At 38.4% G+C, this 25,610-nt stretch carries 19 protein-coding genes, 1 pseudogene, 1 CRISPR repeat array and 1 riboswitch; of the genes and pseudogenes, 17 read left to right on the top strand and 3 right to left on the bottom strand.

Annotation, left to right across the window (positions count from 1 at the left end):
- Positions 1 to 108 precede the first annotated feature (108 nt).
- The 4 genes from liaF (at position 109) to tig (ending at position 3,960) form a co-directional block, all read left to right on the top strand.
- Positions 109 to 807, top strand: coding sequence for a cell wall-active antibiotics response protein LiaF (liaF, locus tag AB2B50_RS09470; protein WP_075228462.1), 699 nt, complete (start codon positions 109 to 111; stop codon positions 805 to 807).
- Complete coding sequence (locus AB2B50_RS09465; protein WP_320693239.1) at positions 804 to 1,802, top strand: envelope stress sensor histidine kinase LiaS; 999 nt, start codon at positions 804 to 806, stop codon at positions 1,800 to 1,802. The genes liaF and AB2B50_RS09465 overlap by 4 nt, the downstream gene beginning before the upstream one ends.
- An 11-nt stretch (positions 1,803 to 1,813) precedes the next feature.
- Positions 1,814 to 2,446, top strand: coding sequence for a response regulator transcription factor (locus tag AB2B50_RS09460; RefSeq protein ID WP_320693238.1), 633 nt, complete (start codon positions 1,814 to 1,816; stop codon positions 2,444 to 2,446).
- Positions 2,447 to 2,676: 230 nt separating this feature from the next.
- Entirely contained in the window at positions 2,677 to 3,960 is a 1,284-nt protein-coding gene (gene tig, locus AB2B50_RS09455) for a trigger factor (protein WP_320693237.1), read from the top strand.
- A 47-nt stretch (positions 3,961 to 4,007) separates the two neighbouring features.
- Here tig and recD2 read toward each other — a convergent pair whose 3' ends face one another.
- From recD2 to rnhC, 3 genes are all read right to left on the bottom strand, one after another.
- The gene (gene recD2 / locus AB2B50_RS09450) at positions 4,008 to 6,374 is read right to left on the bottom strand and encodes an SF1B family DNA helicase RecD2 (protein ID WP_320693236.1); all 2,367 of its coding nucleotides are present in this window, start codon (positions 6,372 to 6,374) and stop codon (positions 4,008 to 4,010) included.
- 100 nt (positions 6,375 to 6,474) lie between these two features.
- Complete coding sequence (gene lepB, locus AB2B50_RS09445) at positions 6,475 to 7,089, bottom strand: signal peptidase I (protein ID WP_320693235.1); 615 nt, start codon at positions 7,087 to 7,089, stop codon at positions 6,475 to 6,477.
- 3 nt (positions 7,090 to 7,092) lie between these two features.
- On the bottom strand, positions 7,093 to 7,974 hold the full coding sequence (rnhC, locus tag AB2B50_RS09440; RefSeq protein WP_320693234.1) for a ribonuclease HIII: 882 nt from the start codon (positions 7,972 to 7,974) through the stop codon (positions 7,093 to 7,095).
- Between the two features lie 86 nt (positions 7,975 to 8,060).
- On the opposite strand from rnhC, the gene zapA reads away from it, so the two are divergent.
- The 13 genes and pseudogenes from zapA (at position 8,061) to csn2 (ending at position 24,155) form a co-directional block, all read left to right on the top strand.
- Positions 8,061 to 8,363: a cell division protein ZapA gene (gene zapA / locus AB2B50_RS09435; RefSeq protein WP_320693233.1), complete on the top strand. Its 303-nt coding sequence runs from the start codon at positions 8,061 to 8,063 to the stop codon at positions 8,361 to 8,363.
- The gene (locus AB2B50_RS09430) at positions 8,360 to 8,908 is read left to right on the top strand and encodes a CvpA family protein (RefSeq protein ID WP_320693232.1); all 549 of its coding nucleotides are present in this window, start codon (positions 8,360 to 8,362) and stop codon (positions 8,906 to 8,908) included. The genes zapA and AB2B50_RS09430 overlap by 4 nt, the downstream gene beginning before the upstream one ends.
- Before the next feature lie 37 nt (positions 8,909 to 8,945).
- Positions 8,946 to 9,056, top strand: a pseudogene (locus AB2B50_RS09425) (CvpA family protein); the annotation flags it as partial.
- Between the two features lie 262 nt (positions 9,057 to 9,318).
- On the top strand, positions 9,319 to 11,655 hold the full coding sequence (locus tag AB2B50_RS09420; protein ID WP_320693231.1) for an endonuclease MutS2: 2,337 nt from the start codon (positions 9,319 to 9,321) through the stop codon (positions 11,653 to 11,655).
- A 146-nt stretch (positions 11,656 to 11,801) separates the two neighbouring features.
- Positions 11,802 to 11,890: riboswitch (glycine riboswitch) on the top strand.
- A gap of 90 nt (positions 11,891 to 11,980) precedes the next feature.
- Entirely contained in the window at positions 11,981 to 13,303 is a 1,323-nt protein-coding gene (locus tag AB2B50_RS09415) for an alanine/glycine:cation symporter family protein (RefSeq protein ID WP_320693230.1), read from the top strand.
- A 393-nt stretch (positions 13,304 to 13,696) separates the two neighbouring features.
- A complete protein-coding gene (locus tag AB2B50_RS09410; RefSeq protein ID WP_320693229.1) occupies positions 13,697 to 14,875 on the top strand; it encodes a ryptide export MFS transporter in 1,179 nt (392 codons plus the stop codon).
- A 225-nt stretch (positions 14,876 to 15,100) separates the two neighbouring features.
- Positions 15,101 to 15,649, top strand: coding sequence for a carboxymuconolactone decarboxylase family protein (locus tag AB2B50_RS09405; RefSeq protein ID WP_320693228.1), 549 nt, complete (start codon positions 15,101 to 15,103; stop codon positions 15,647 to 15,649).
- A gap of 14 nt (positions 15,650 to 15,663) precedes the next feature.
- A complete protein-coding gene (locus tag AB2B50_RS09400; RefSeq protein ID WP_320693227.1) occupies positions 15,664 to 16,728 on the top strand; it encodes an acyl-CoA dehydrogenase family protein in 1,065 nt (354 codons plus the stop codon).
- Between the two features lie 107 nt (positions 16,729 to 16,835).
- Positions 16,836 to 17,732: a TDT family transporter gene (locus AB2B50_RS09395; RefSeq protein WP_049508164.1), complete on the top strand. Its 897-nt coding sequence runs from the start codon at positions 16,836 to 16,838 to the stop codon at positions 17,730 to 17,732.
- Positions 17,733 to 18,042: 310 nt separating this feature from the next.
- The gene (gene cas9 / locus AB2B50_RS09390) at positions 18,043 to 22,296 is read left to right on the top strand and encodes a type II CRISPR RNA-guided endonuclease Cas9 (protein ID WP_320693226.1); all 4,254 of its coding nucleotides are present in this window, start codon (positions 18,043 to 18,045) and stop codon (positions 22,294 to 22,296) included.
- Positions 22,296 to 23,162, top strand: coding sequence for a type II CRISPR-associated endonuclease Cas1 (gene cas1, locus AB2B50_RS09385; RefSeq protein ID WP_223140653.1), 867 nt, complete (start codon positions 22,296 to 22,298; stop codon positions 23,160 to 23,162). The genes cas9 and cas1 overlap by 1 nt, the downstream gene beginning before the upstream one ends.
- A complete protein-coding gene (gene cas2 / locus AB2B50_RS09380) occupies positions 23,159 to 23,503 on the top strand; it encodes a CRISPR-associated endonuclease Cas2 (protein ID WP_320693225.1) in 345 nt (114 codons plus the stop codon). The genes cas1 and cas2 overlap by 4 nt, the downstream gene beginning before the upstream one ends.
- Positions 23,493 to 24,155, top strand: coding sequence for a type II-A CRISPR-associated protein Csn2 (gene csn2, locus AB2B50_RS09375; RefSeq protein ID WP_223140655.1), 663 nt, complete (start codon positions 23,493 to 23,495; stop codon positions 24,153 to 24,155). Before cas2 ends, csn2 begins: the two co-directional genes overlap by 11 nt.
- A 90-nt stretch (positions 24,156 to 24,245) precedes the next feature.
- Positions 24,246 to 25,601: direct repeats of the CRISPR family, unit length 36 nt; unit sequence GTTTTAGAGCTATGTTGTTTCGAATGGTTCCAAAAC.
- Positions 25,602 to 25,610: the final 9 nt, after the last annotated feature.

Raw genomic sequence — 25,610 nt, 5'->3', positions numbered from 1 at the left:
ATAATATCCATAGGGGATTTACCCACTACAAATATTATAGAGCCATCATTCCTCAGACTGATGTGACTTTTTGGTTTTGTGATACAATAAAATAGAGAGGACGGATACATGCGAAAATTTCAAATTTTTCTATTTATTGAAGCTTGTTTATTAACAGGAGCTCTGATTATGATGGTATCAGAGCATTTTTCTCGTTTTCTGCTGATATTGCTCTTGTTTTTACTGCTGATTCGATACTACACTGGAAGACAGGGGAATAACCTCATATTAGTGGCAGTGAGCATCCTATTTTTCTTTATCATCATGCTCAATCCCTTTGTCATTATGGCTATCTTTGTGGCCTTGATATATAGCCTGTTCTTACTTTATCCTATGATGAACCAGGAAAGAGAAGATACCAATCTGATTTTTGAAGAAGTAGTGACGGTGAAGAGGGAGAAAAATCGCTGGTTTGGGAATCTCCACCACTTTTCAAGCTACCAGACTTGCCGCTTTGATGATATCAACCTTTTTCGTCTCATGGGGAAGGATACCATTCATCTAGAGCACGTGATTTTGAGCAATCATGATAATGTCATCATCTTGAGAAAGCTAGTCGGCACTACTAGAATTATCGTACCAGTGGATGTAGAAGTCAGTCTTAGTGTCAATTCTCTGTACGGAGACTTAACCTTCTTTGACCAGCCTAAGCGAGCTTTGCGCAATGAACAATTTCATCAAGAAACCAGGGATTATCTCAAGAGTCCAAAGAGTGTTAAGATTCTTTTGACAACTATGGTTGGAGATGTTGAGGTGGTGCGCGGATGAAAAAACAGCCCTATATTTTAATTGGTCTCACTTCATTCCTCTTTGTCGCCTTTCTAATTCGAAGCATTTTTAAGGTCTTAGATTTGGAATGGAGCTCTCTTTTTCAGGACCTAGAAAAGGCAGAAAAAGTCCTATTTCTGGCTTTGATGTTTAGTCTTGCTCTAGCCTTTTTATTAGTCCTATTTTGGACAATTGTTGATGAAATTTCAAGAAGAAGAATCCAAGCAAATCTTAAACGTCTGCTAGCTGGTAAAGATATTGAAAGTCTTGGAGATGCAGATTTAGATGCAAGTTTTAGAAACCTATCAGGAAAGCTCGGTTTGTTGACAGAAGCTATTCAAAAAGTAGACAATCAGGCCTTGGTCAAAGAAGAAGAAATTATTGAAAAGGAACGCAAGCGAATCGCACGTGACTTGCATGATACGGTTAGTCAAGAAATTTTTGCTGCTCATATGATTTTATCGGGACTCAGTCAACAAGCTTCCAAATTAGACAGAGAGAAGATGCAAACACAACTCCAAAGTGTGACTGCCATTTTAGAGACAGCTCAAAGAGACTTGCGTATTCTTCTTTTGCATTTACGACCAATTGAACTGGAACAAAAAAGCTTGGTGGAGGGTATTCAGCTACTCCTAAAAGAGCTAGAAGAAAAAAGTGAGCTGAAGGTAAGCTTTAAATATCAGGTAACTGCACTACCTAAAAAGATTGAAGAACATATTTTCCGGATTGTACAAGAATTGATTAGTAATACACTTCGTCATGCACAAGCTTCCTGTCTAGATGTTTACCTTTATCAAACGGAAACTGAATTACAGTTGAAGGTTGCAGACAATGGTCGTGGTTTTCAGCTCGATGATGTTGATGAATTAAGCTATGGTTTACGCAATATTAAAGAACGAGTGGAAGATATGGCTGGGACTTTACAATTATTAACAGCTCCCAAGCAAGGTTTGGCAGTGGATATCCGCATTCCCTTGCTTGATTTGGATAGATAAGAGGAAGTAAGATGAAACTTTTATTGGTAGATGACCACCAAATGGTGCGTCTGGGTTTGAAAAGTTATTTTGAATTACAAGATGATGTAGAGGTTGTAGGAGAAGCAACCAATGGTGCGGAAGGAATTTCCATGGCCTTAGAGCTTCGTCCAGATGTGATTGTCATGGATATTGTTATGCCTGAAGTCAATGGGATTGATGCAACACTAGCTATTCTCAAAGAATGGCCAGAGGCTAAAATCTTGATTGTGACATCTTACTTAGATAATGAAAAAATCATGCCGGTCTTGAATGCTGGGGCTAGAGGATATATGCTTAAAACTTCGAGCGCAGATGAGTTGCTACACGCAGTTCGTAAGGTAGCAGCCGGTGAATTTGCTATTGAACAAGAGGTGAGTAAGAAGGTAGAATACCACCGTAATCACGTCGAACTACACGAGGACTTGACTGCGCGTGAACGAGATGTCCTTCAACTGATTGCCAAGGGTTATGAAAATCAGCGTATAGCTGATGAATTGTTCATTTCCCTCAAAACTGTAAAAACTCATGTTTCAAACATCCTTGCTAAACTTCAGGTTAGTGACCGCACCCAGGCAGCAGTCTATGCCTTTCAGCATCACTTGGTAGGACATGAGGACTTCTAGATGAATTTTTTGGAGTGAAATCTAAACTCTCTGTTTCAGAGGTAATTTTTTCTTTGAAATAAGTTTTTAATGTTTTTTCTTGATAAATTGGATACGTTAAGCAAAAAACAGTAATCTAGGATTAACAAGTATCTCAAGCAGTTCTGAAAACTCGGTTCTGACTTGAAAAAAGTTACTAGTATATGATATAATAGACTGTATTTAAAAAAATTTTAAGGAGAAATGACAGAATGTCTGTATCATTTGAAAACAAAGAAACAAACCGTGGTGTCTTGACTTTCACTATCTCTCAAGACCAAATCAAACCAGAATTGGACCGTGTATTTAACTCAGTAAAGAAATCTCTTAACGTTCCTGGTTTCCGTAAGGGTCATCTTCCACGTCCTATCTTCGACCAAAAATTTGGTGAGGAGTCACTTTACCAAGACGTTATGAACGCTCTTTTGCCAAACGCTTATGAAGCAGCTGTAAAAGAAGCTGGTCTTGAAGTCGTTGCACAACCAAAAATTGACGTAACTTCTATGGAAAAAGGTCAAGACTGGGTTATCACTGCTGAAGTTGTTACAAAACCTGAAGTTAAATTGGGTGACTACAAAAACCTTGAAGTATCAGTTGATGTAGAAAAAGAAGTAACTGATGCTGATGTTGAAGAACGTATCGAACGTGAACGCAACAACTTGGCTGAATTGGTGATTAAAGAAGGTGCTGCTGAAAACGGCGACACTGTTGTTATCGACTTTGTTGGTTCTATTGACGGTGTTGAATTTGACGGTGGAAAAGGTGAAAACTTCTCACTTGGACTTGGTTCAGGTCAATTCATCCCTGGTTTCGAAGACCAATTGGTAGGTCACTCAGCTGGTGAAACTGTAGACGTTATCGTAACATTCCCAGAAGACTACCAAGCTGAAGACCTTGCTGGTAAAGAAGCTAAATTCGTAACAACTATCCACGAAGTAAAAGCTAAAGAAGTTCCAGCTCTTGACGATGAACTTGCAAAAGATATCGACGAAGAAGTTGAAACACTTGCTGAATTGAAAGAAAAATACCGCAACGAATTGGCTGCTGCTAAAGAAGAAGCTTACAAAGATGCTGTTGAAGGTGCAGCAATCGATAAAGCAGTTGAAAACGCTGAAATCGTAGAACTTCCAGAAGAAATGATCCACGAAGAAGTTCACCGTTCAGTAAATGAATTCCTTGGAAACTTGCAACGTCAAGGTATTAACCCTGACATGTACTTCCAAATCACTGGAACTACTCAAGAAGACCTTCACAAACAATACGAAGCAGAAGCTGAGTCACGTACTAAGACTAACCTTGTTATCGAAGCAGTTGCGAAAGCTGAAGGATTTGACGCTACTGACGAAGAAATCCAAAAAGAAATCGAGCAATTGGCTGCAGATTACAACATGGAAGTTGCACAAGTACAAAGCTTGCTTTCAGCTGAAATGTTGAAACACGATATTGCAGTGAAGAAAGCTGTTGAATTGATCACAAGCACTGCAACAGTAAAATAATCTGAAAAGATAAAAAGCCCACCGGATTCGGTGGGTTTTCTTATACTTTATTTTCCGAAAATCTCCTGCAGGTCTTCTTCAGTAATCCCAATCATGGCTGGAATATTAGACCAGTTGTCCTCGGTTAGGATGTAGGATTGTTCAATGTCTGTTGAAGTGGCAGTATCAGTAGCAAGTTGGGTTGTTTCCTCGGCGCTCTCCATTAAGTCAACGAAACGTTCAATTAGATAGGTCTTACGAGCTGTTCCGATATGTTGAGTTGCATAGTCAAAGGCCTGTAATTCACCTAGTAGGATCAGTTTACTTTTGGCACGAGTGATGGCAGTGTAGATGAGATTACGCTCCAGCATTCGTTTGCTAGCACTAGTAATCGGAAGAATCACAACTGGAAACTCGCTCCCCTGAGACTTATGGATACTCATGGCATAGGCTAAGCGAATCTTGTACCATTCATTGCGAGGATAGGAGACCTCATTGCCGTCAAAATCGATGACAATTTCATCTTGCTTGGATTCAGTGTATTTTCCTGGAATCAAGTCTGTGATGTAGCCTAAGTCACCGTTAAAGACATTGACCTCTGCATCGTTGACTAGGTGAATGACCTTATCTCCTGTTCGATAGTGACACTGAGGAGCTTCAAAGCTAAGCTGGTCTTTTTGTGGAGGATTGAGTAGGTCTTGCATGAGCTGGTTGATGGCATCAATACCAGCAGTTCCACGGTACATAGGGGCAAGAACTTGAATATCATGAGCAGGGATGCCACTTCTGATAGCAGCACCTAGGATTTTTTCAATGCTAGCAGGGATATGGTTACTAGCGATTTCAAAGTAGGAGCGATCTGCTTTTTTCTGGGTAAAATCTGCAGGCAATATTCCCTGACGAATCTGACTTGCAAGGGTGACAATGGTTGATTCTTCACTCTGACGGTAGATTCTTTCCAAACGTGTTTGAGGGATGGTTGGTATCTGAAGTAAATCTGCTAGGACTTGACCAGGACTGACAGAAGGTAACTGGTCACTATCTCCAACTATGAGGATTTTACTGGTAGAGGAGATATTGGAGAAGAGCTGGTTGGCTAACCAAGTATCTACCATAGAAAACTCGTCAACAATGATAAAGTCAGCATCCAGATAATCTTCCAGATGGCTGGTATCGTCGTCTCCAGTCATACCCAAGTGGCGGTGAATAGTTGCACTTGGTAGTCCTGTCAGCTCATTCATACGACGGGCTGCGCGACCGGTGGGAGCGGCTAGGAGAATGGGCAGATTGCTCTTTTTCTTGAGATCCAGTCCTTCTAAGAGAGCATAGACAGCGATAATGCCGTTGATAACAGTAGTCTTACCTGTACCAGGTCCACCTGTAAGGATAAAGACCTTGTTCTGGATAGCATCGCAGATGGCCTGTTTTTGAATACTATCATACTCAATCCCCAGTTCTTCCTCAACAGTTGCGATATGTTCTTGAATGGTTTCTAGATCCTGTTTTTTACTCTGCCCTTTTTCGAGGATTCTGATGAGATGGCTGCGAATCCCTTCTTCTGCAAAAAAGAGGCTATTATCAAAGATTTTGGTATCAATCTGCTGGACCTTATCTTCTTCAATCAGATAAGCAAGCTCTTGGGCAACTTGACTCGGCTCTAGTTCGACTGGACGGGAGGATTCAAGAAGGTTGAGGGTTTGCTCCAACAAGTCTCTAGCTTCCATATAGGTATCTCCCGTTTCCATGCAACCTTGAAAGAGACTATGGACGAGACCAGCACGGAAGCGCTCGGGAGCCTGGCTCTCAATCCCCAATTCTTGGGCCAATTGGTCAGCGATGGTAAATCCCAAGCCCTTGATATCCTCGACCAGTTGATAGGGATAATTCTCGACAATCTCTAGCGTTTCTTCCTTGTAAAAGTCTTGAATCTGAAAGGCTAGTTTATTTGGGATGCCGTAATTAGCCAGTTTGGCTAAGACCATCTCTGTTCCGTAATTAAGACGAAGAGTTGAGACGAAGGCTTCACGGTTTTTAGCAGAGAGTCCAGAGATAGACTGGAGTTTGTCTGGATTTTCTAAGATTTTGTCAATAGTGTTATCTCCGTAAATATCCACAATTTTCTGGGCTGTTTTGAGTCCAATCCCCTTAAAATGGCTGCTGGAGAAATACTTGACCAAGCCCCTACTAGTCGGCTTGGCTCTCTCATAGCGAGTCATTTGTAGCTGTTCACCATACTTGGAGTGTTGGACAATTTGTCCCCAAAAGGTGTATTCCTCTCCTTCAATGATATCAGCCATAGTACCTGTGACAATGATTTCATAATCATCAAAGTCTTCAGCATTGGTATCCTCAATATCTAGGAGTAAAATACGGAAAAAATTGCTGACATTTTCAAAAATAATGCGTTCGATGGTGCCTGAAAAATAAACTTCCATAAAATTCCTTACAATAGTTTCTGAGAAAATGTATCCCAGATTTAGTCAAAATAGAATGAGAAGAGGCTGAGATAGAAAATTCTCGGCCTCTTCCTAGTTTTTAAAATGTTCCGATGCGTTTGAGTGGCCAGAAGCGGAATTTGGCTTCTCCAGTGATATCTTTTGCCTTAAAGGTACCAACATGTCGACTGTCGCTAGATACCAATCGGTCATCACCTAGGAGGAGATATTCCCCCTCTGGAACAGTGAAGGTAAAGCTAGTGTTGTAATTAACATCTAGGGTAAAGGCCTGAGCCTTTTGAGCTAAAGTTCTAAAGTATTCGCCCTTTTTACCATCCCAACCAGTTCCAGTATAAGTGCTTTGGAGTTTATCTTCCTTGAAACGCTTAAGGTATTCTGCTAAATAGGGCTCATCAGTTTCTTGACCGTTAATATAGAGTTTATCGTTGTCATAACGAATGGTATCTCCTGGCATACCAATGACCCGTTTAACGATATCCTTGTTCCCATCGTCTTCATGAGCAACCACAATATCAAAACGATTGATTGGGAGATGTTTAACCACAAAGAGGATTTCTCCATCTGCTAGGGTAGGATCCATAGAATGTCCTTCTACGCGGACATTGCTCCAGAGAAAGAGACGGCTAAGACCAATAAGTGCGAGAATGAGGAAAAAACCTCCCCACTCTTTTAAAAATGATTTAAAGAATTTCATGATTTACCTTTCTAGCAGTTTTCTAGCTTTTTCAGTATTTTTAAAGTGTAGTTTGGCGCAGAAGTTGAGTCCCTGCATACCATAAGCACGAAGAATTTGGCTAGCTATCTTATCAGAAGCTGTTCCAGCCCCGCTTGGAAGTTGATAACCAAGTTCTCTCCCCAGATTTTCAAGATTTTCTAGAAAGAGATCACGCGCAATGATAGAACTTACTGCAACAGCCAAGTACTTACCTTCAGCTTTTTCCTCTAGGCTGACTGGATTAGAAAAATGATTGGCTTCATTTTTTAAGTACTTCTCATAGTTTTGAGCACTCGTAAAAGCATCGATCACAATCTTCTCTGGCTGGACTCCCTTTTGTAGGAGGAGAAAAATCGCTTGATTGTGCAGAGCTACCTTTACGGAAACGGCATTGTAGCGCTCTCCGATGACTTCATTATACTTACTTGGAGAAAGAAGCAGCGCTTGGTGCTGGATTCTCTCCTTAAGCAGAGGGGCAAGCTGACGAATCTTTTGGTCTGTCAGAGTCTTAGAATCCCCTACACCTAGTTTTCGTAGGAAGTCATGTTGGTCAGGAGTCACAAAGGATGCTACTACAGCCAGACCACCGAAGTAGGAACCATTCCCCACCTCATCTGTTCCAATCAAGGGGAAATTTTGTCCGCTAGTTCCTTGACTGACCTGATAACCAAAAAAACTGGCATAGTTTTCAGCCATTTCTCCCTGAAGCAAGACTTTTCCAGAAGTGTAGATGGAAACACTAGCTTGGGGAAGCTTCAAAAAGTAGCGAATATAAGGATTTTTACTAGGAGTCAGTGCCTGTTCATATTGCTGAACAAAGGATTGGATTTCCTTTTCACTCGGGGTTAATGTAATACTTGCCATAGTTCTTATTGTACCATAAAAGCTGTAGAATTGGTAAAAACTGACAAACTTAGTGAAATTTGGTATAATATCGTGAGGTGAATTTTATGGCAAATTTAAATCGATACAAGTTTACATTCGGCAAAAAAACATTGACCCTAACAACTGAGCATGACAACCTTTTTATGGAGGAAATTGCCAAGGTCGCAACAGAAAAATATGAAGCAATCAAAGAACAAATGCCTGGAGCGGATGATGAGACAATTGCTATTTTATTAGCGGTCAATAGCTTGTCAACTCAACTCAGTCGTGAAATTGAATTTGATGATAAGGAGCAAGAATTAGAAGCTCTCCGTCATCAGGTTGTAGCAGTAAAACAAGAACAGAGCAAGATTGAGGATTCCCTATGATTTCCGTCCTTCTCTTATTGGTTCTTGCATGGAGCTTTTATATCGGTTATCGTAGAGGGTTAGTTCTACAGATTTATTATTTTGTAGCAACTGTGATTTCAGCTCTTCTTGCAGGAAATTTTTATCAATCTTTAGGGAAACAATTTGATTTGTTGATCCCATATGCAAGTCCGCAGCAAGGACAGGGAACCTTCTTCTTCCCGTCGAATCAACTTTTCCAGCTGGACAAAGTCTTTTATGCAGGGATTGGTTATCTCTTAGCCTTTACGGTGTTTTACTGCTTCGGTCGATTGCTTGGTCTCTTTCTTAATCTTCTACCGACTAAAAAGCTAGCGGGTCAATATTTCCGTATAGGTGCAGGAGTTTTATCAGTGGCTGTGACCTTATTTGTCCTCCAGATGATACTGACTATTCTTGCAACTGTTCCTTTACAAATTGTTCAAAATTCACTTGAAAACAGTTTTGTAGCTAAACATATTATCCAGAGTATTCCCATCACTACTCATATGATTAAACAACTCTGGGTAACCAAAATAATCGGATAAAAAGGGCGGGAACTATTCCTAGCCTTTTGTTTACANAATTGTTCAAAATTCACTTGAAAACAGTTTTGTAGCTAAACATATTATCCAGAGTATTCCCATCACTACTCATATGATTAAACAACTCTGGGTAACCAAAATAATCGGATAAAAAGGGCGGGAACTATTCCTAGCCTTTTGTTTACAATTTCATACTCTTCGAAAATCTCTTCAAACCACGTCAGCTTCGCCTTGGATTATATATGTTACTGACTTCGTCAGTCTTATCTACAACCTCAAAGCAGTGCTTTGAGCAACCTACGGGTCGCTTCCTAGTTTGCTCTCTGATTTTCATTGAGTATCAATAGTTTAGGAGCCTTTTTGAAAAGAGTGAGAATTTTAAAAATTGTTCGCTCATTACGAAGGAAAAGAAAATGAATAAAAAAATACTAGAAACGTTAGAATTTAATAAGGTCAAGGCTTTATTTGAGCCTCATCTTTTGACCGAGCAAGGATTAGAGCAGTTGAAAGAACTTGCTCCGACTGATAAAGGAGACAAGATTAAGCAAGCTTTTGCAGAGATGAAGGAAATGCAAGAACTCTTTGTCGAGCATCCTCATTTCAGCATTTCGGCAACAAAAGATATTGCTGCAACTAGCAAACGTTTGGAAATGGGTGCTGATCTCAACATCGAGGAATTTCTCCTTCTCAAGCGTGTCATATTTTCCAGTCGTGAGTTGAAGAATTTCTATGACAACCTTGAAAATGTACGTTTAGACCACTTGGCAAGTTGGTTTGAGAAACTTCATGATTTTCCACATTTACAGGGAAATCTACAAGCCATCAACGAAGCTGGATTTATTGAGAACTTTGCTAGTGAGGATTTGGCACGAATCCGTCGAAAAATCCATGATAGTGAAAGTCAAGTCCGTGATGTCTTGCAAGACCTTCTCAAGCAAAAAGCTCAGATGTTAACAGAAGGCATCATTGCTAGTCGAAATGGTCGCCAGGTTCTTCCTGTCAAAAATACTTATCGAAATAAGATTGCTGGTGTGGTTCATGATATCTCTGCCAGCGGGAACACTGTTTATATCGAACCACGTGATGTGGTCAAGCTAAGTGAAGAAATCGCAAGTCTTCGTGCAGATGAACGTTATGAGATGATGCGTATCCTCCAAGAACTCTCTGAACGAGTAAGACCACATGCAGCTGAAATCGCCAATGATGCTTGGATTATCGGACATTTGGACCTGATTCGTGCTAAGGTTCGCTTTATTCAAGAGACGGAGGCAGTAGTACCTCAAGTGTCTGAGGGACAGGAGATTCAACTTCTTCACGTTCGTCATCCTCTTGTAAAAAATGCAGTCGCAAATGATGTGCACTTCGGCAAAGAATTAACAGCTATCGTCATCACGGGTCCTAATACAGGTGGTAAGACCATTATGCTCAAGACCTTAGGTTTGACCCAGTTGATGGCCCAGTCTGGTTTGCCTATCCTAGCTGATAAGGGTAGTCGTGTAGGGATTTTCGAGGAGATTTTCGCAGATATCGGAGACGAGCAGTCCATTGAACAAAGTCTTTCAACCTTCTCTAGTCACATGACCAATATCGTCGATATTCTGGGTAAGGTCAACCAAAACTCGCTCTTGCTATTAGATGAGCTTGGTGCTGGTACAGATCCTCAAGAAGGAGCTGCCCTTGCTATGTCTATCCTAGAAGACTTGCGCTTGCGTCAGGTTAAGACTATGGCAACCACTCACTATCCTGAACTAAAGGCCTATGGGATTGAAACAGCCTATGTTCAGAATGCTAGCATGGAGTTTGATACAGCTAGCTTGCGTCCAACCTATCGCTTTATGCAGGGTGTACCAGGTCGAAGCAATGCCTTTGAGATTGCTAAACGTCTAGGCTTGTCGGATGTCATTGTAGGTGACGCTAGTAAGCAAATTGACCAAGACAACGATGTTAATCGCATCATTGAGCAATTGGAAGAACAGACACTTGAAAGCCGGAAACGTCTTGAGAATATTCGCCAAGTCGAACAAGAAAATCTCAAGATGAACCGTGCCCTTAAAAAACTTTATAACGAGCTCAATCGTGAGAAAGAAACTGAACTCAATAAGGCGCGTGAACAAGCTGCTGAGATTGTTGACTTAGCACTAGCTGAGAGTGATGATATACTTAAAAATCTTCACAGTAAATCTCAACTGAAACCTCACGAGATTATCGAAGCTAAGGCTAAGCTCAAAAAATTAGCCCCTGAAAAAGTTGACCTTTCTAAAAATAAGGTTCTCCAAAAAGCTAAGAAGAAACGAGCTCCAAAAGTTGGAGATGATATTATCGTTTTAAGCTATGGTCAACGTGGTACCTTGACCAATCAACTCAAGGATGGTCGTTGGGAAGCACAGGTTGGCTTGATTAAGATGACACTTGAAGAGAAAGAATTTGACTTGGTTCAAGCCCAGAAAGAAGCGCCAGTCAAGAAGAAACAAGTTAACGTCGTCAAACGTGCAGCAGGCAAAGGACCACAGGCTCGACTAGACCTTCGTGGCAAACGCTACGAGGAAGCCATGGAAGCCTTGGATGCCTTTATCGACCAAGCCCTGCTCAACAATATGGCCCAAGTTGATATCATCCATGGTATCGGTACAGGAGTCATCCGTGAAGGGGTGACTAAGTACCTACAAAGAAATAAACAGGTCAAGAGCTTTGGCTATGCACCACAAAATGCAGGTGGATCTGGCGCAACCATTGTAACCTTTAAGGGATAAAGCGAAACGAATGAAAATTATAATAAAATTTTCTGAAAATAATTGACAAGAGCTAAATTTTCTTGTAAAATAAATAAAAATTAAATACAACACCGAATGAAGTTTAATAGAAGTGGAAAGGCCTTTGACCTTCCATGACTGTAAATGGACGGAACTCTGGAGAGACCGTAAAGGCACCGAAGGGGCAAGGCAGGCAACTGCTCAAACTCTCAGGTAAAAGGACAGAGCAATGATAGAGCGCTTTTTGGCATTTATCGATGCATTCCAGAGTACATGTTTTTAACATGTGCTCTTTCTTTTGGGGTTGAATAGATAGGAGAAAAGGATGTTAAATTTGCTAAAAGAGCTAGATGCTCTAGTATGGGGACCACCCCTTTTAATTTTATTGGTTGGTACAGGGATTTACTTGACTCTTCGTTTAGGGCTTCTACAAATCCTGCGTCTCCCTAAGGCCTTCCAGCTTATTTTTACCAAGGATAAGGGGCATGGAGATGTATCGAGCTTTGCTGCCTTGTGTACAGCCCTAGCAGCAACTGTTGGTACAGGAAATATTATCGGGGTTGCAACGGCTATCAAGGTTGGTGGACCAGGTGCTCTTTTTTGGATGTGGGTGGCTGCTTTCTTTGGAATGGCAACCAAGTATGCAGAAGGACTACTTGCTATTAAATATCGAACCAAGGATGACCATGGTGCGGTAGCAGGAGGACCGATGCATTATATCCTTCTAGGGATGGGCGAAAAATGGCGCCCTCTTGCAATCTTCTTTGCTGTAGCTGGAGTACTAGTTGCACTTTTAGGGATTGGTACTTTTACCCAGGTGAATTCCATTACAGAATCCGTGCAAAATACGGCTAGTATTGATCCGACAATTACTGCACTTGTTTTATCTATTTTCGTAGGGATCGCAGTCTTTGGTGGGCTCAAGTCCATTTCAAAGGTGTCAACTACAGTTGTTCCTTTTATGGCTATTGTCTATATCTTGGGAACCTTGACAGTCATTTTCTTTAATATCGATAAAGTACCGGCAACACTTTCACTGGTTCTCACATCAGCTTTTAGTCCCATAGCTGCAGTGGGAGGATTTGCAGGAGCTAGTGTTCGGATGGCTATTCAAAATGGTGTGGCGCGTGGTGTCTTCTCAAACGAGTCTGGATTGGGTTCAGCTCCCATTGCGGCTGCGGCAGCTAAGACCAATGAACCGGTGGAGCAAGGTTTGATTTCCATGACAGGAACCTTTATTGATACCTTGATCATCTGTACCTTGACTGGTTTGACAATCTTGGTGACTGGGGTTTGGAATGGTAATTTAGACGGGGTTGCCCTTACTCAGTTCGCTTTTTCTACAGTATTTTCTTTCTTTGGACCTGCTCTTCTAACAATCTTCTTGGTACTCTTTGCCTTTACCACGATTTTGGGATGGAACTATTACGGAGAACGTTGTTTCGAGTTCCTCTTTGGGGTTCGCTTTATCTGGCTTTATCGTGTGGTCTTTGTATTCATGGTCTTGCTGGGAGGATTTATCGAGCTGGATATGGTCTGGGTCATTGCGGATATTGTTAATGCCCTCATGGCTCTACCAAACTTGATTGCACTCTTAGCCTTATCACCAGTCGTTATCGCTGAGACTAAGAAGTATTTTGGTAAATAATGTAAGATTGATATTACCCTTTATAGATAAGACTAGCATCTGTTTGTGAGATGCTAGTTTTTTCACTACTAGGGCTAGTCTTTTATTTTATACTCAATGAAAATCAAAGAGCAAACTAGGAAACTAGCCGCAGGTTGCTCAAAACACTGTTTTGAGGTTGTGGATAGAACTGACAAAGTCAGTAACATATATACGGCAAGGCGACGTTGACGCGGTTTGAAGAGATTTTCGAAGAGTATTATGTCATAAGATGAATTAAATTCAATAGTACCTCTTTAATGATATCCTTTATTTGCACTTTTATTTAGTGTATAATAGTCAGCATAAATCTGTTTTTGTTCTGATATGTCTTGTTTCATCTATGTGCGAAAGAGAAATAAACTGGAGGTGTTTATGTCAAAAGATATTCGAAAATTAGTGATTTCACAGGGACTAGCGAATCTAGCAGATGTCTTTTTTAGAGTCATTGTGATTGCGAATGTTTTTGTCTTATCTGGTTCGGTCATTTCAACCTCCCTAGTGCCAATTCTGATAGGTCTATCCTTCTTTTTAGCCAGTTTCTTAGTTCCATTAGTAACGAAGAGATTAGCTTTAAATCGTGTTCTTTTCTTGACTCAATTGGGTAAGACGATTATGCTAGCGATTTTACTTTTTCTACTCAAGCAATCTGAAACTATTTCCCTCCCTCTTTTATATGCTATTGTTACCTTAATCTCCGTTTTGGATGGTTTTGCAGCGCCTGTTTCCTATGCGATTGTTCCACGATATGCAAGTGATTTAGCTAAAGCGAACGCGGCCATTTCTATGAGTGGTGAAAGTGTACAACTAGTTGGTTGGGGCTTAGGAGGTTTCTTATTTGCGAGTCTGGGAATGAATCCTAGCCTGCTCATTGTGTTAGCCTTGTTTACATTTTCGACGATTTTGATGTTCGGTTTGCCACTAGTCGAAAAAGAAGAGTTGTCCTCAGAAACGAATGTTGAGACGTTAACGAAAGGTTGGAGATTGGTGGCTAAAGAATCAAGATTAGGCTTTATTGTCCAAGCCAATCTTTTAGAAATTCTAGCCAATGCTATCTGGGTATCTTCTGTTTTACTTGTTTTTGTGACTGAGATTTTACATCGGTCAGAAAGCTATTGGGGCTACGTCAATACATCCTATTCCTTGGGGATTATCTTGGGAGGTGCTATTGTCTTCCGTCTAGCAGAGAAAGTTGTTACCTATAAATATCAAACTATGACCTTTTCTTTGTTAGCGACAGCACTAGTAACTCTGTTGATAGTGTTATTTCCAAATCCACCTGCTTTTCTATTCCTATCTCTAGTAATTGGTTTTTTATCTCAGATTAAGGAAGTTCCTGAGAGTGTGTTTTTACAGGAATCGGTTGATGAGAAGGAACTTGTAAATGTTTACTCCGTTATCGAAGTTGTCTCTACATTGGCCTTTTCTGCTTCTGTTTTTCTAATGAGTTTTATCACAGAATATTTTGGAGTATTTACTAGTTTTGGTTTGACTATACTCTGTTTGCTAGTAGAGTCTATCTTAGTTTTAAGCAACAAGCATCAGATAAATTAAGAGTTATGATCACACATTTGCTGTGATTTTTTTGTTTTCATAAAAAATATTTATCAGTGCAATTTAAAATATATATTATGCAAGGTATAGATTCTGTGATAGACTTATTGTCAACGAAAAGCTAATGAATCATCAATCAAGACAAGGATTTATTCAATAGGTTGATGAGATTTCGTAAGATTTTCGCAGAAACCATTCAATTACAAAACGAAAAGAGGTCCCCTTATGACAACATTTACTATCCACACAGTAGAATCAGCACCAGCAGAAGTTAAAGAAGTTCTTGAAACGGTACAAAAGGACAACAATGGCTATATCCCAAATCTTATCGGTCTTTTAGCTAATGCACCTACAGCCCTAGAGGCTTATCGCACTGTCAGCGCTATTAACCGTCGCAACAGTCTAACACCTGTAGAGCGCGAAGTGGTACAAATCACTGCAGCCGTAACTAACGGTTGTGCCTTCTGCGTCGCTGGCCATACAGCCTTTTCTATCAAGCAAATCCAGATGAACGATGACCTTCTCCAAGCCCTTCGCAATCGTACTCCAATCGAAAGCGATCCTAAGCTGGATACCCTAGCTAAGTTTACCTTGGCAGTTATCAATACCAAAGGGCGCGTAGGAGATGAAGCTCTTGGAGAATTTCTTGAAGCAGGCTATACACAAGAAAATGCCTTGGATGTTGTTCTCGGTGTCAGTCTAGCAAGTCTTTGTAACTATGCCAACAACCTAGCTAACACACCGATTAATCCAGAATTACAACCTTATGCATAAGAGGAGGACAAAGTATGGGATTTTTTTCAGAAGAATTTTTAAGCTGGTTAGACCAGCACGCTGATGAAATTGACAAAAAATCATGTCAAGCTGGAGAAGAGCTGATTGAGAAAATTGCTGCAGAAGGTGCCTTTCGTGTAGGAGTACCAAAAGTTCTTGGAGGGCTAGGTGGAAGTGATCAAGATGTTATCGATATCCTTGCAGAACTCGCTCAACATTCCTTAACAGCCTCCTTTATCTCATGGGGGCAACGAACTTTAATAGACAATATTCTACATACAGACAATACTTATTTCAAAGAAGTTTACTTGGAAAAACTCTTATCGGGAGAATATGCAGGTGCTACGGCCTTGTCTAATGCGGTCAAGTATCTATCTGACTTAGAGGAACTAAATGTTCGAATCCTTGAAGAAAATGGGAATTATTACCTAAAAGGCCGACTTCCTTGGGTGACCAATGCTCGTAAGGATCGCTTCCTCACTATTTTTGTAGCAGGATTTGCAGATGATCCGAGTACAAGTTATGTAGTAGCCGTACCATCGGACGCAGAAAACTTTAGTCGTTCCGAAGATTTGGAATTTGTCTCTCTCCAAGGAGGAAATACGGCAGCCCTGACTTTCAACAAGGTTCCTTTAAAGGAAGAGTGGATTCTATCCAAGGATGCTCATCAATTTTTAGCGCAAAATCGTCCAGCTTTTTTAGGCTACCAATTTGGCCTAGCTTTTGGTTTGGCTGAACGTTCACTCTCAGAAGTCGAAAAAGAATTGGGGAAAAGAGGTGTCTTGAAGGAAGAATGGCAACATCAGGTTGAACAGTTAGATGCTATTCGACTTTCTCTCTATCAAGGACTATCTGAAGAGTCCTATTTCGTTAGAAATCCGCGTGAGCTATTCCAGTTACGAATTGATATTGTTGATGTTGTTGCCCAAAGTCTCTTGTTAGAACTACAAGCTGGTGGCGGTAGAGGATATTTTAGTAAATCGACATCTGGTTTCATACGTCGTTGGAATGAAGGTGCCTTTTTACCAATTGTTTCTCCTAGTGCAGTGCAATTGCGACATATTCTAGCGACAAACTAACAATAAAGAAAATAAAAACGAGGTTTATCTTTTTAAACTTCGTTTTTTATCCTTCATTTAAGCGCTTTTATGCTATACTGATAATAACATGACTATTGGAGGTTCACATGAAAAAACTCCCCTTGGCCTTTTCAGGGTGCTTATTGGGATTGGCTGGAGCAGGTAATCTCATATTGGATACTGTTCCGCTATTATCGCACGTCTTTAGTTTGTCAGGATTGATTTTATGGTTTTATTTTTTATACAGTCATCTTAGTGATTGGCAAGAGAGCCAGCAAGAACTTAAGAAAGCTCCTCTATTATCGGGAATGGCGACCTTTCCTATGGCAGGGATGATTTTATCAACCTACTTACTGCGAATCTTACCCACGAGTATGAGTATCATAGCGCAAACTCTTTGGTGGTTTGCCTTTCTTCTAGATGTAGGTTTAATCATCTACTTCACTAAAAATTATGTGCAGACTAAACCAAGAACGAGCGCAACGCCAAGTTGGACAGTTCTTTATGTGGGGATAGCAGTAGCAAGCTTGACCTACCCAGTCGTGGGCATAGTCGAGATTGCCTATGGCGCTTGGATTTTTGGCTTTACCTTAACCCTTTTCCTCTATCCTCTGATTTATCAAGATTTGAAAAGTAATCCATTACCACGGGCTTTACTGGGGCAAGAAGGAATCTATTGTGCTCCCTTTTCTCTACTGTTGGCAGCACTCGTTCGGATCGGAGGTTCAGGACTTCATGGCTGGATTTTGCTAGTCATGATCCTTGCCTCACAGACTTTCTTTTTCTTTGTCCTCAGTCGTTTGCCAAGGATCTTAAAACAGGGATTTCAACCAGCTTTTTCAGCCCTAACCTTCCCAACTATCATCACAGCAACTTCATTAAAAATGGCCCAAGGCATTCTGCAGTTTCCAGTCCTTAACCTCCTTGTTTGGCTCGAAACGATCATTTGTTTAACAATCCTTGTCTATGTATTAGTAGAATATATGCGGTATTTAAGGAACTAAAAAAGCCCCATAGCACTGAGAAGTGTTAGGGGTTGAATAGTTTTAGTAGTTAAATTTAAGTTCATTTATAAAAAAATATTTTTATTACTTATTTTGAAAACGCTACAATATTATTTGTTTTTTTATCAAATTAGGAGTACAATAAATTGGTATAATAAAATAAAAAAGCACCGAAACGGTGCGCATTAATGATTATGGATAACCATATTTTAACTCAAAAGAAAAATCTTTTGGCTGTGTTGTTTCGAATAGTTCCAACATAGTTATTATACAAAAAATAAAATCGAAAATCAAGATAAGGAGTAGTTTAATGGCGAAATTTAATAAAAATTATTCAATTGGATTGGATATAGGTGTATCTTCTGTTGGCTACGCCGTTGTCACTGAAGATTATAGAGTACCTGCTTTAAAATTTAAAGTTTTAGGTAATACAGAAAAAGAAAAAATAAAGAAAAATTTAATCGGTTCTACCACCTTTGTGCCAGCTCAATCAGCTAAAGGAACTCGAGTATTTCGTGTTAATCGTCGTAGAATTGATAGAAGAAATCATAGAATTGCCTATTTACGAGATATTTTTCAAAAAGAGATTGAAAAAGTCGATAAAAATTTTTATCGTAGATTAGACGAAAGTTTTAGGCTGCTTGGTGATAAAAGTGAGGATCTACAGATAAAACAGCCATTTTTTGGTAATAAAGACTTGGAAACTGCCTATCACAAGAAGTACCCTACGATTTACCATTTACGAAAACACTTAGCTGACGCAGATAAAAATTCTCCCGTAGCTGATATTCGAGAAGTTTACATGGCCTTATCACATATTTTAAAGTATAGAGGGCATTTTTTAACGTTAGATAAGATCAATCCTAATAATATCTATATGCAAAACTCTTGGTTTGATTTTATTGAAGCTTGTCAAGAAGTTTTTGATTTGGAAGTCTCTGATGAATCTAAAACCATAGCAGATATATTTAAGTCCAGTGATAACAGACAAGCTAAAGTTAAAAATATACTATCCTATTTCCCAAAAGAGCTTGAAAAAAAGGATAAAAGTATTTTTAAACAACTGTTACAGCTATTATTTGGTTTAAAAACGAAATTTAAAGATTGTTTTGAGTTAGAGGAAGAACCAGATCTCAATTTTTCTAAAGAAAACTATGATGAAAATTTAGAAAACCTTCTTGGTACATTAGAAGATGATTTTTCCGATGTATTTGATAAACTAAAAATTTTACGTGATACTATCCTTTTATCTGGTATGCTAACATACACTGGAGCAACTCATGCTCGCTTTTCTGCTACTATGATCGAGCGATACGAGGAACATCGCAAAGATTTGCAACGCTTCAAATCTTTTGTTAAACAAAATCTATCTGAGCAAGATTATTTAGATATTTTTGGCAGAAAAACACAAAATGGTTTTGATATAGATAAAGAAACAAAGGGATATGTTGGATACATATCTAATAAGATGGTATTAACTAATTCACAGAAACAAAAAACAATACAACAAAATTTTTATGATTATATTAGTGGAAAAATAACTGGTATCGAAGGAGCAGAATATTTTCTTAATAAAATATCAGATGGAACATTTTTAAGAAAACTTCGTACATCTGACAATGGAGCTATTCCTAATCAAATTCATGCTTATGAACTAGAAAAAATTATCGAAAGACAAGGGGAGGATTATCCTTTTCTACTAGAAAACAAGGATAAATTACTATCTATCTTGACATTTAAAATTCCTTATTATGTTGGTCCTTTGGCAAAAGAAAATAATAGTAGGTTTGCTTGGATTAAACGAGCGACTAGTCAAGATGTTTTAGATGATAATGATGAAGATACTAGAAATGGTAAGATACGTCCTTGGAACTATCATAAACTGATAAATATGGATGAAACTAGAGATGCCTTCATCACCAATCTAATAGGAAATGATATTATTCTCTTAAATGAAAAAGTTTTACCAAAACGTAGTTTGATCTATGAAGAAGTTATGCTCCAAAATGAACTAACTCGGGTTAAGTACAAAGATAAATATGGTAAAACTCACTTTTTAGATTCTGAGCTCCGACAAGAAATAATCAATAACATATTTAAAACGAATAGTAAACGTGTTAGTTCTGCAATGCTCCTTGATTACTTGGAGAATTACACAAATTTACAAGCGGTTGAAATTGTTTCGGGAATTGAAAAAGACAAATCCCTTAATTCTACTTTAAAAACATATAATGATTTCAAAACTATTTTTTCAGAAGAATTTCTAGATTCTGAAATCTATCAAAAAGAGTTAGAGGAGATTATCAAGGTTATTACTGTTTTTGATGATAAAAAATCTATTAAAAACTACCTTACAAAATATTTTGGACATCTTGAATTTTTAGATGAAGAGAAAATTAATCAACTCTCAAAATTGCGCTATACAGGTTGGGGACGTTATTCTGCGAAGTTATTATTAGATATTCGTGATGAGGATACGGGTTTTAATCTATTGCAATTCCTTCGAAACGATGAAGAAAATCGTAATTTAACTAACCTCATTTCTGATAACACCTTATCTTTTGAACCTAAGATTAAAGCCATTCAATCTAAATCAACTGTTGAAGATGATGTTTTTGACGAAATTAAAAAATTGGCTGGTAGTCCAGCTATCAAACGAGGAATTTTAAATAGTATTAAAATTGTTGATGAACTGGTTCAAATTATAGGATATCCACCCCAAAATATTGTCATTGAAATGGCTCGTGAAAATATGACTACAGAAGAAGGACAAAGAAAGTCAAAAACTCGTAAAACTAAATTAGAATCTGCACTAAAAAATATTGAAAATAGTGTATTAGAAAATGGGAAAGTTCCACATTCAGACGAACAGCTACAATCTGAGAAATTATATTTATACTATCTTCAAAATGGGAAAGATATGTACTCCTTAGATAAAACAGGAAGCCCTATCCCCTTATACCGAGATCAGCTCGATCAATACGAAGTCGATCATATTATCCCCTATAGTTTTTTACCAATCGATTCAATTGATAATAAAGTATTAACTCATAGGAAAAATAATCAAAGAAAGTTGGATAATATACCGGACAAAGAAACAGTTGCTAATATGAAACCTTTCTGGGAGAAATTATATAATGCAAAACTAATTTCTCAAACGAAATATCAAAGATTAACTACTAGCGAACGAACTCCTGATGGTGTTCTGACAGAGAGCATGAAAGCTGGCTTTATTGAACGTCAATTAGTCGAGACACGACAAATGATAAAACATGTTGCTCGCATACTAGATAATCGTTTTTCAGACACCAAAATCATTACTTTAAAATCTCAACTAATTACCAATTTTAGAAATACCTTTCATATTGCCAAAATACGTGAACTAAATGATTATCACCATGCTCATGATGCTTATCTTGCTGTTGTTGTAGGACAAACTCTTCTTAAGGCCTATCCCAAATTAGCTCCTGAATTGATATATGGCCACCATGCTCACTTTAATCGACATGAAGAGAATAAAGCAACGATAAGAAAGCATCTCTATTCTAACATCATGAGATTCTTTAATAATCCATATTCTAAAGTTAGTAAAGACATTTGGGATTGTAATAGAGATTTGCCAATCATAAAAGATGTCATCTACAAATCTCAAGTCAACTTTGTCAAACGAACAATGATTAAAAAAGGAGCATTTTATAAACAGAATATTATACCTAAAAATAGTTCTGTCACTGTTGATAAACGTTTTCCAATAAAAAACAAAAAATATTTAGATCCAAAACTTTATGGTGGTTACTATGAACGAAATTCAGCATTATCGGTTTTTATAATTGGGCAAAGATTCAATAAGAACAATAAATTAAAAGTCGTTAAAGAATTTTACGATATCAATATTATTGATTATCCATGGTTTAATACTAACCCAATGAGTTTTTTTAATGATGATTCTGAAAATGGCTTTCTTACAAAGAATAATTTACAGAGTGTTCAAGCGTTTTATAAGATACCTAAATATTCACTTATTCAAAAAAATGATGGAACAAGAATGCTTTTTGAAAGCACAACCAATTTCCATAAAGCTACTCAGTTTAAGTTAACAGAATCACAAAATGAACTGTTCTTTCATATGAGACGTCTCTTGACTAAAACGGATTTTATGGACTTAAAATCTGAAAAATCTATAAAAGAAAGTCAAGATTTCATAATGAGTCATAAGGAAGAATTTGACAACATAGTTAATGGTCTGTTTGAATATGCTGAAAAACAGTTAGGAAGTAAATCACTATTTACTCAGGCTCACGAAGCATACAAGCTAAGAAAATATCCTGTTTTTAATTTAAGTGAAGAAATTATTCGATACTACTATGATAATCTCTTAAAACTCTTTTCTTTGACAAAGAGTGGTACTAGCAGTGGCTATGTAGTGGGGCTGTTTGAAGCTCCTAAATTACGAAATGCTGTTTATAAAGCAACGAAGGATGAAAGTAAAGCCACCCTCATCCACCAATCCATCACTGGTCTCTACGAGACTCGGATTGACTTAAGTAAACTAGGAGAAGACTGATGGGATGGAGAACCGTTGTTGTTAATACGCACTCTAAACTCTCCTACAAGAACAACCACTTGATTTTTAAAGATGCCTCTCGGACAGAGTTGATTCACCTGTCCGAGGTGGACATCCTTCTTTTGGAGACGACGGATATCGTTCTCTCCACTATGCTGATAAAACGCTTGGTGGATGAAAATATTCTGGTTATCTTTTGTGATGATAAGCGCTTGCCAACTGCTTACTTAATGCCCTACTACGGTCGACACGACTCCAGTTTGCAACTCTCTCGACAAATTGCTTGGGATGAGGATACTAAGGAACAAGTTTGGACCACCATTATTGCACAAAAAATTCTCAATCAGGCTTTTTATTTGGGGAGTTGTGGTTTTCTGGAGAAGAGCCAGTCCGTCATTGATCTATATAATGGTTTAGATCTATTTGACCCAAGCAATCGTGAGGGACACGCAGCACGGATTTATTTCAACACCTTGTTTGGGAATGATTTTAGTCGTGAGCAGGATAATGGTGTCAATGCTGCCTTGGACTATGGTTACACCTTGATTTTGAGTATGTTTGCGCGTGAGATTGTATTGTCTGGCTGCATGACCCAATTTGGATTGAAACATGCCAATCAGTTCAATCAATTCAATCTGGCTAGCGATATTATGGAACCTTTTCGTCCGATTATTGACAGAATCGTCTACGAAAATCGAAACAGTTCTTTTGTCAAAATCAAACGAGAACTTTTCACTATTTTCTCAGATACCTTCCACTACAATGGTAAGGAAATGTATCTGACGAATATCGTCAGCGACTATACTAAGAAAATCATTCAATCCCTCAATCAACCGGAGAAAGGAGTTCCTGAGTTTAGGATATGAGTTATCGATATATGCGTATGATTTTAATGTTTGATATGCCGGTTGATACCGCAGAGGAACGTAAGGCCTATCGGAGATTTCGGAAGTTCCTCATAGATGAAGGATTTATTATGCACCAATTCTCCATCTATAGCAAGCTCTTGCTCAATAACTCTGCTAATAATGCCATGATTGAACGCCTTAAGACGCACAATCCTAAAAAAGGAAATATTACTCTCTTAACCGTTACAGAAAAGCAGTTTTCTCGCATGATTTACTTAAATGGTGAGCGAAATACCAGCGTAGCAAACTCCGATGCACGTTTGATTTTTCTAGGAGAGGAGCCTAGAGATGAAGATTAATTTTCCATTATTAGATGAACCATTAGCTATTGAAAATGCGACCTTTTTAGTATTGGAAGACCAGTTTACCTTTTCAGCTATCGTCAAGCAGTTCTACCAATACACTGATGATGGGGAGTTGAAGTTGTTTGCCAGAAATCTAAAAGCTCTAAAAGAGTCTGAATTACTAGTGATAACGGATGTCTTAGGATACAATCTCAACTCACCTGCTATGATTAAACTGATACATGCAGATCTTGAAAATCAGCTCAATGATAAACCAGAAGTCAAATCCATGATTGAAAAGCTAGTAGCTACGATTACAGAATTGTTAGCATTTGAGTGCTTGGAAAATGAACTAGACCTGGAGTACGATGAAATCACCATTCTAGAGTTGATTGATGCGTTAGGAGTCAAAGTTGAAACTCTGAGCGATACTCCTTTTGAAAAGATGCTAGAAATTATCCAGGTTTTTAAGTATCTTTCCAAAAAGAAACTCCTTGTTTTCATCAATGCGACAGCCTATCTATCAAAGGATGAGTTAGCAAATCTGATAGAGTACATCCAGCTCAATCAACTAAGTGTTTTATTTGTCGAACCTCGAAAAGTATATGATTTTCCGCAGTATGTGCTGGACCAAGACTATTTCTTGAACCCTGAAAATATGGTATAATAAAAGTAATAATTGGAACCTGACGAGCTGAAGTCTGGCTGGGACGAATGGCGCGATTACGAAATTTCGTGAAAAAAATTTTTCTACGAGGTTTTAGAGCTATGTTGTTTCGAATGGTTCCAAAACTAACATCAATACCTCCTAAAATTTCATAAAGTTTTAGAGCTATGTTGTTTCGAATGGTTCCAAAACTATACGAAATTAGAAAAGGTAAAATAATAAGTTTTAGAGCTATGTTGTTTCGAATGGTTCCAAAACCATGATTGTAATTGACGCTACGTTAATAAAGTTTTAGAGCTATGTTGTTTCGAATGGTTCCAAAACTAGTAATCTTACGAACATTCCCAGTAAACGGTTTTAGAGCTATGTTGTTTCGAATGGTTCCAAAACTGTTCTTAATTCAACTAATCTCGAACAAGTGTTTTAGAGCTATGTTGTTTCGAATGGTTCCAAAACGAAAAAAAGGCATCGCTCACCTCGTTTCTAGTTTTAGAGCTATGTTGTTTCGAATGGTTCCAAAACGTCTCCTAAGTTCTACAAGTTGATTAAACTGTTTTAGAGCTATGTTGTTTCGAATGGTTCCAAAACTCCATTGCGAACCAAAACTCCTACTTCATTGTTTTAGAGCTATGTTGTTTCGAATGGTTCCAAAACAAAATAATAATACGTTGAACTGAATTGGCTGTTTTAGAGCTATGTTGTTTCGAATGGTTCCAAAACCTATAGGGCCGTGTACGCACAAAGGCTCTAGTTTTAGAGCTATGTTGTTTCGAATGGTTCCAAAACATAAATGGCCCATCTTATCTGCTCATACACGTTTTAGAGCTATGTTGTTTCGAATGGTTCCAAAACCGTGACAGGGAAAAGCGTTGCAATCCTAAAGTTTTAGAGCTATGTTGTTTCGAATGGTTCCAAAACTACTTTCTGGAGCATTCAACAACACAAACTGTTTTAGAGCTATGTTGTTTCGAATGGTTCCAAAACTTGGGAAGGTGTATGCTCATGTTTGATTATGTTTTAGAGCTATGTTGTTTCGAATGGTTCCAAAACTCTACTAATTGAGAATCTTCTTACTCTCTTGTTTTAGAGCTATGTTGTTTCGAATGGTTCCAAAACAATAAATTAAAAATATTTATCAAAAACACTGTTTTAGAGCTATGTTGTTTCGAATGGTTCCAAAACACATTTAGTATTATGGTATTAAGACAATCTGTTTTAGAGCTATGTTGTTTCGAATGGTTCCAAAACATCGTGCTTCTAAAGGCATTAGATACCTCCGTTTTAGAGCTATGTTGTTTCGAATGGTTCCAAAACAGAACTTAAAAATGTACTACTTAAAGTATCGTTTTAGAGCTATGTTGTTTCGAATGGTTCCAAAACTTCGATATCATACGCATACTTCGTACCAATGTTTTAGAGCTATGTTGTTTCGAATGGTTCCAAAACATGCTCCGT

The organism is Streptococcus fermentans (genome assembly GCF_040888305.1).
GTDB classification, from domain to species: Bacteria; Bacillota; Bacilli; order Lactobacillales; family Streptococcaceae; genus Streptococcus; species Streptococcus fermentans.
Note: the sequence above shows the minus strand (reverse complement) of the source record. Positions and strands in the feature narration are given on the sequence as shown.

What these genes read in the sequence shown, in the direction of transcription:
- AB2B50_RS09395 (WP_049508164.1), top strand. Translation starts at nt 16,836, where the DNA reads ATGAAAAAACTCCCCTTGGCCTTTTCAGGGTGCTTATTGGGATTGGCT.
- AB2B50_RS09460 (WP_320693238.1), top strand. Translation starts at nt 1,814, where the DNA reads ATGAAACTTTTATTGGTAGATGACCACCAAATGGTGCGTCTGGGTTTG.
- tig (WP_320693237.1), top strand. Translation starts at nt 2,677, where the DNA reads ATGTCTGTATCATTTGAAAACAAAGAAACAAACCGTGGTGTCTTGACT.
- csn2 (WP_223140655.1), top strand. Translation starts at nt 23,493, where the DNA reads ATGAAGATTAATTTTCCATTATTAGATGAACCATTAGCTATTGAAAAT.
- AB2B50_RS09430 (WP_320693232.1), top strand. Translation starts at nt 8,360, where the DNA reads ATGATTTCCGTCCTTCTCTTATTGGTTCTTGCATGGAGCTTTTATATC.
- AB2B50_RS09465 (WP_320693239.1), top strand. Translation starts at nt 804, where the DNA reads ATGAAAAAACAGCCCTATATTTTAATTGGTCTCACTTCATTCCTCTTT.
- cas2 (WP_320693225.1), top strand. Translation starts at nt 23,159, where the DNA reads ATGAGTTATCGATATATGCGTATGATTTTAATGTTTGATATGCCGGTT.
- AB2B50_RS09405 (WP_320693228.1), top strand. Translation starts at nt 15,101, where the DNA reads ATGACAACATTTACTATCCACACAGTAGAATCAGCACCAGCAGAAGTT.
- AB2B50_RS09420 (WP_320693231.1), top strand. Translation starts at nt 9,319, where the DNA reads ATGAATAAAAAAATACTAGAAACGTTAGAATTTAATAAGGTCAAGGCT.
- lepB (WP_320693235.1), bottom strand. Translation starts at nt 7,089, where the DNA reads ATGAAATTCTTTAAATCATTTTTAAAAGAGTGGGGAGGTTTTTTCCTC.
- liaF (WP_075228462.1), top strand. Translation starts at nt 109, where the DNA reads ATGCGAAAATTTCAAATTTTTCTATTTATTGAAGCTTGTTTATTAACA.
- rnhC (WP_320693234.1), bottom strand. Translation starts at nt 7,974, where the DNA reads ATGGCAAGTATTACATTAACCCCGAGTGAAAAGGAAATCCAATCCTTT.
- AB2B50_RS09415 (WP_320693230.1), top strand. Translation starts at nt 11,981, where the DNA reads ATGTTAAATTTGCTAAAAGAGCTAGATGCTCTAGTATGGGGACCACCC.
- AB2B50_RS09410 (WP_320693229.1), top strand. Translation starts at nt 13,697, where the DNA reads ATGTCAAAAGATATTCGAAAATTAGTGATTTCACAGGGACTAGCGAAT.
- cas9 (WP_320693226.1), top strand. Translation starts at nt 18,043, where the DNA reads ATGGCGAAATTTAATAAAAATTATTCAATTGGATTGGATATAGGTGTA.
- zapA (WP_320693233.1), top strand. Translation starts at nt 8,061, where the DNA reads ATGGCAAATTTAAATCGATACAAGTTTACATTCGGCAAAAAAACATTG.
- recD2 (WP_320693236.1), bottom strand. Translation starts at nt 6,374, where the DNA reads ATGGAAGTTTATTTTTCAGGCACCATCGAACGCATTATTTTTGAAAAT.
- AB2B50_RS09400 (WP_320693227.1), top strand. Translation starts at nt 15,664, where the DNA reads ATGGGATTTTTTTCAGAAGAATTTTTAAGCTGGTTAGACCAGCACGCT.
- cas1 (WP_223140653.1), top strand. Translation starts at nt 22,296, where the DNA reads ATGGGATGGAGAACCGTTGTTGTTAATACGCACTCTAAACTCTCCTAC.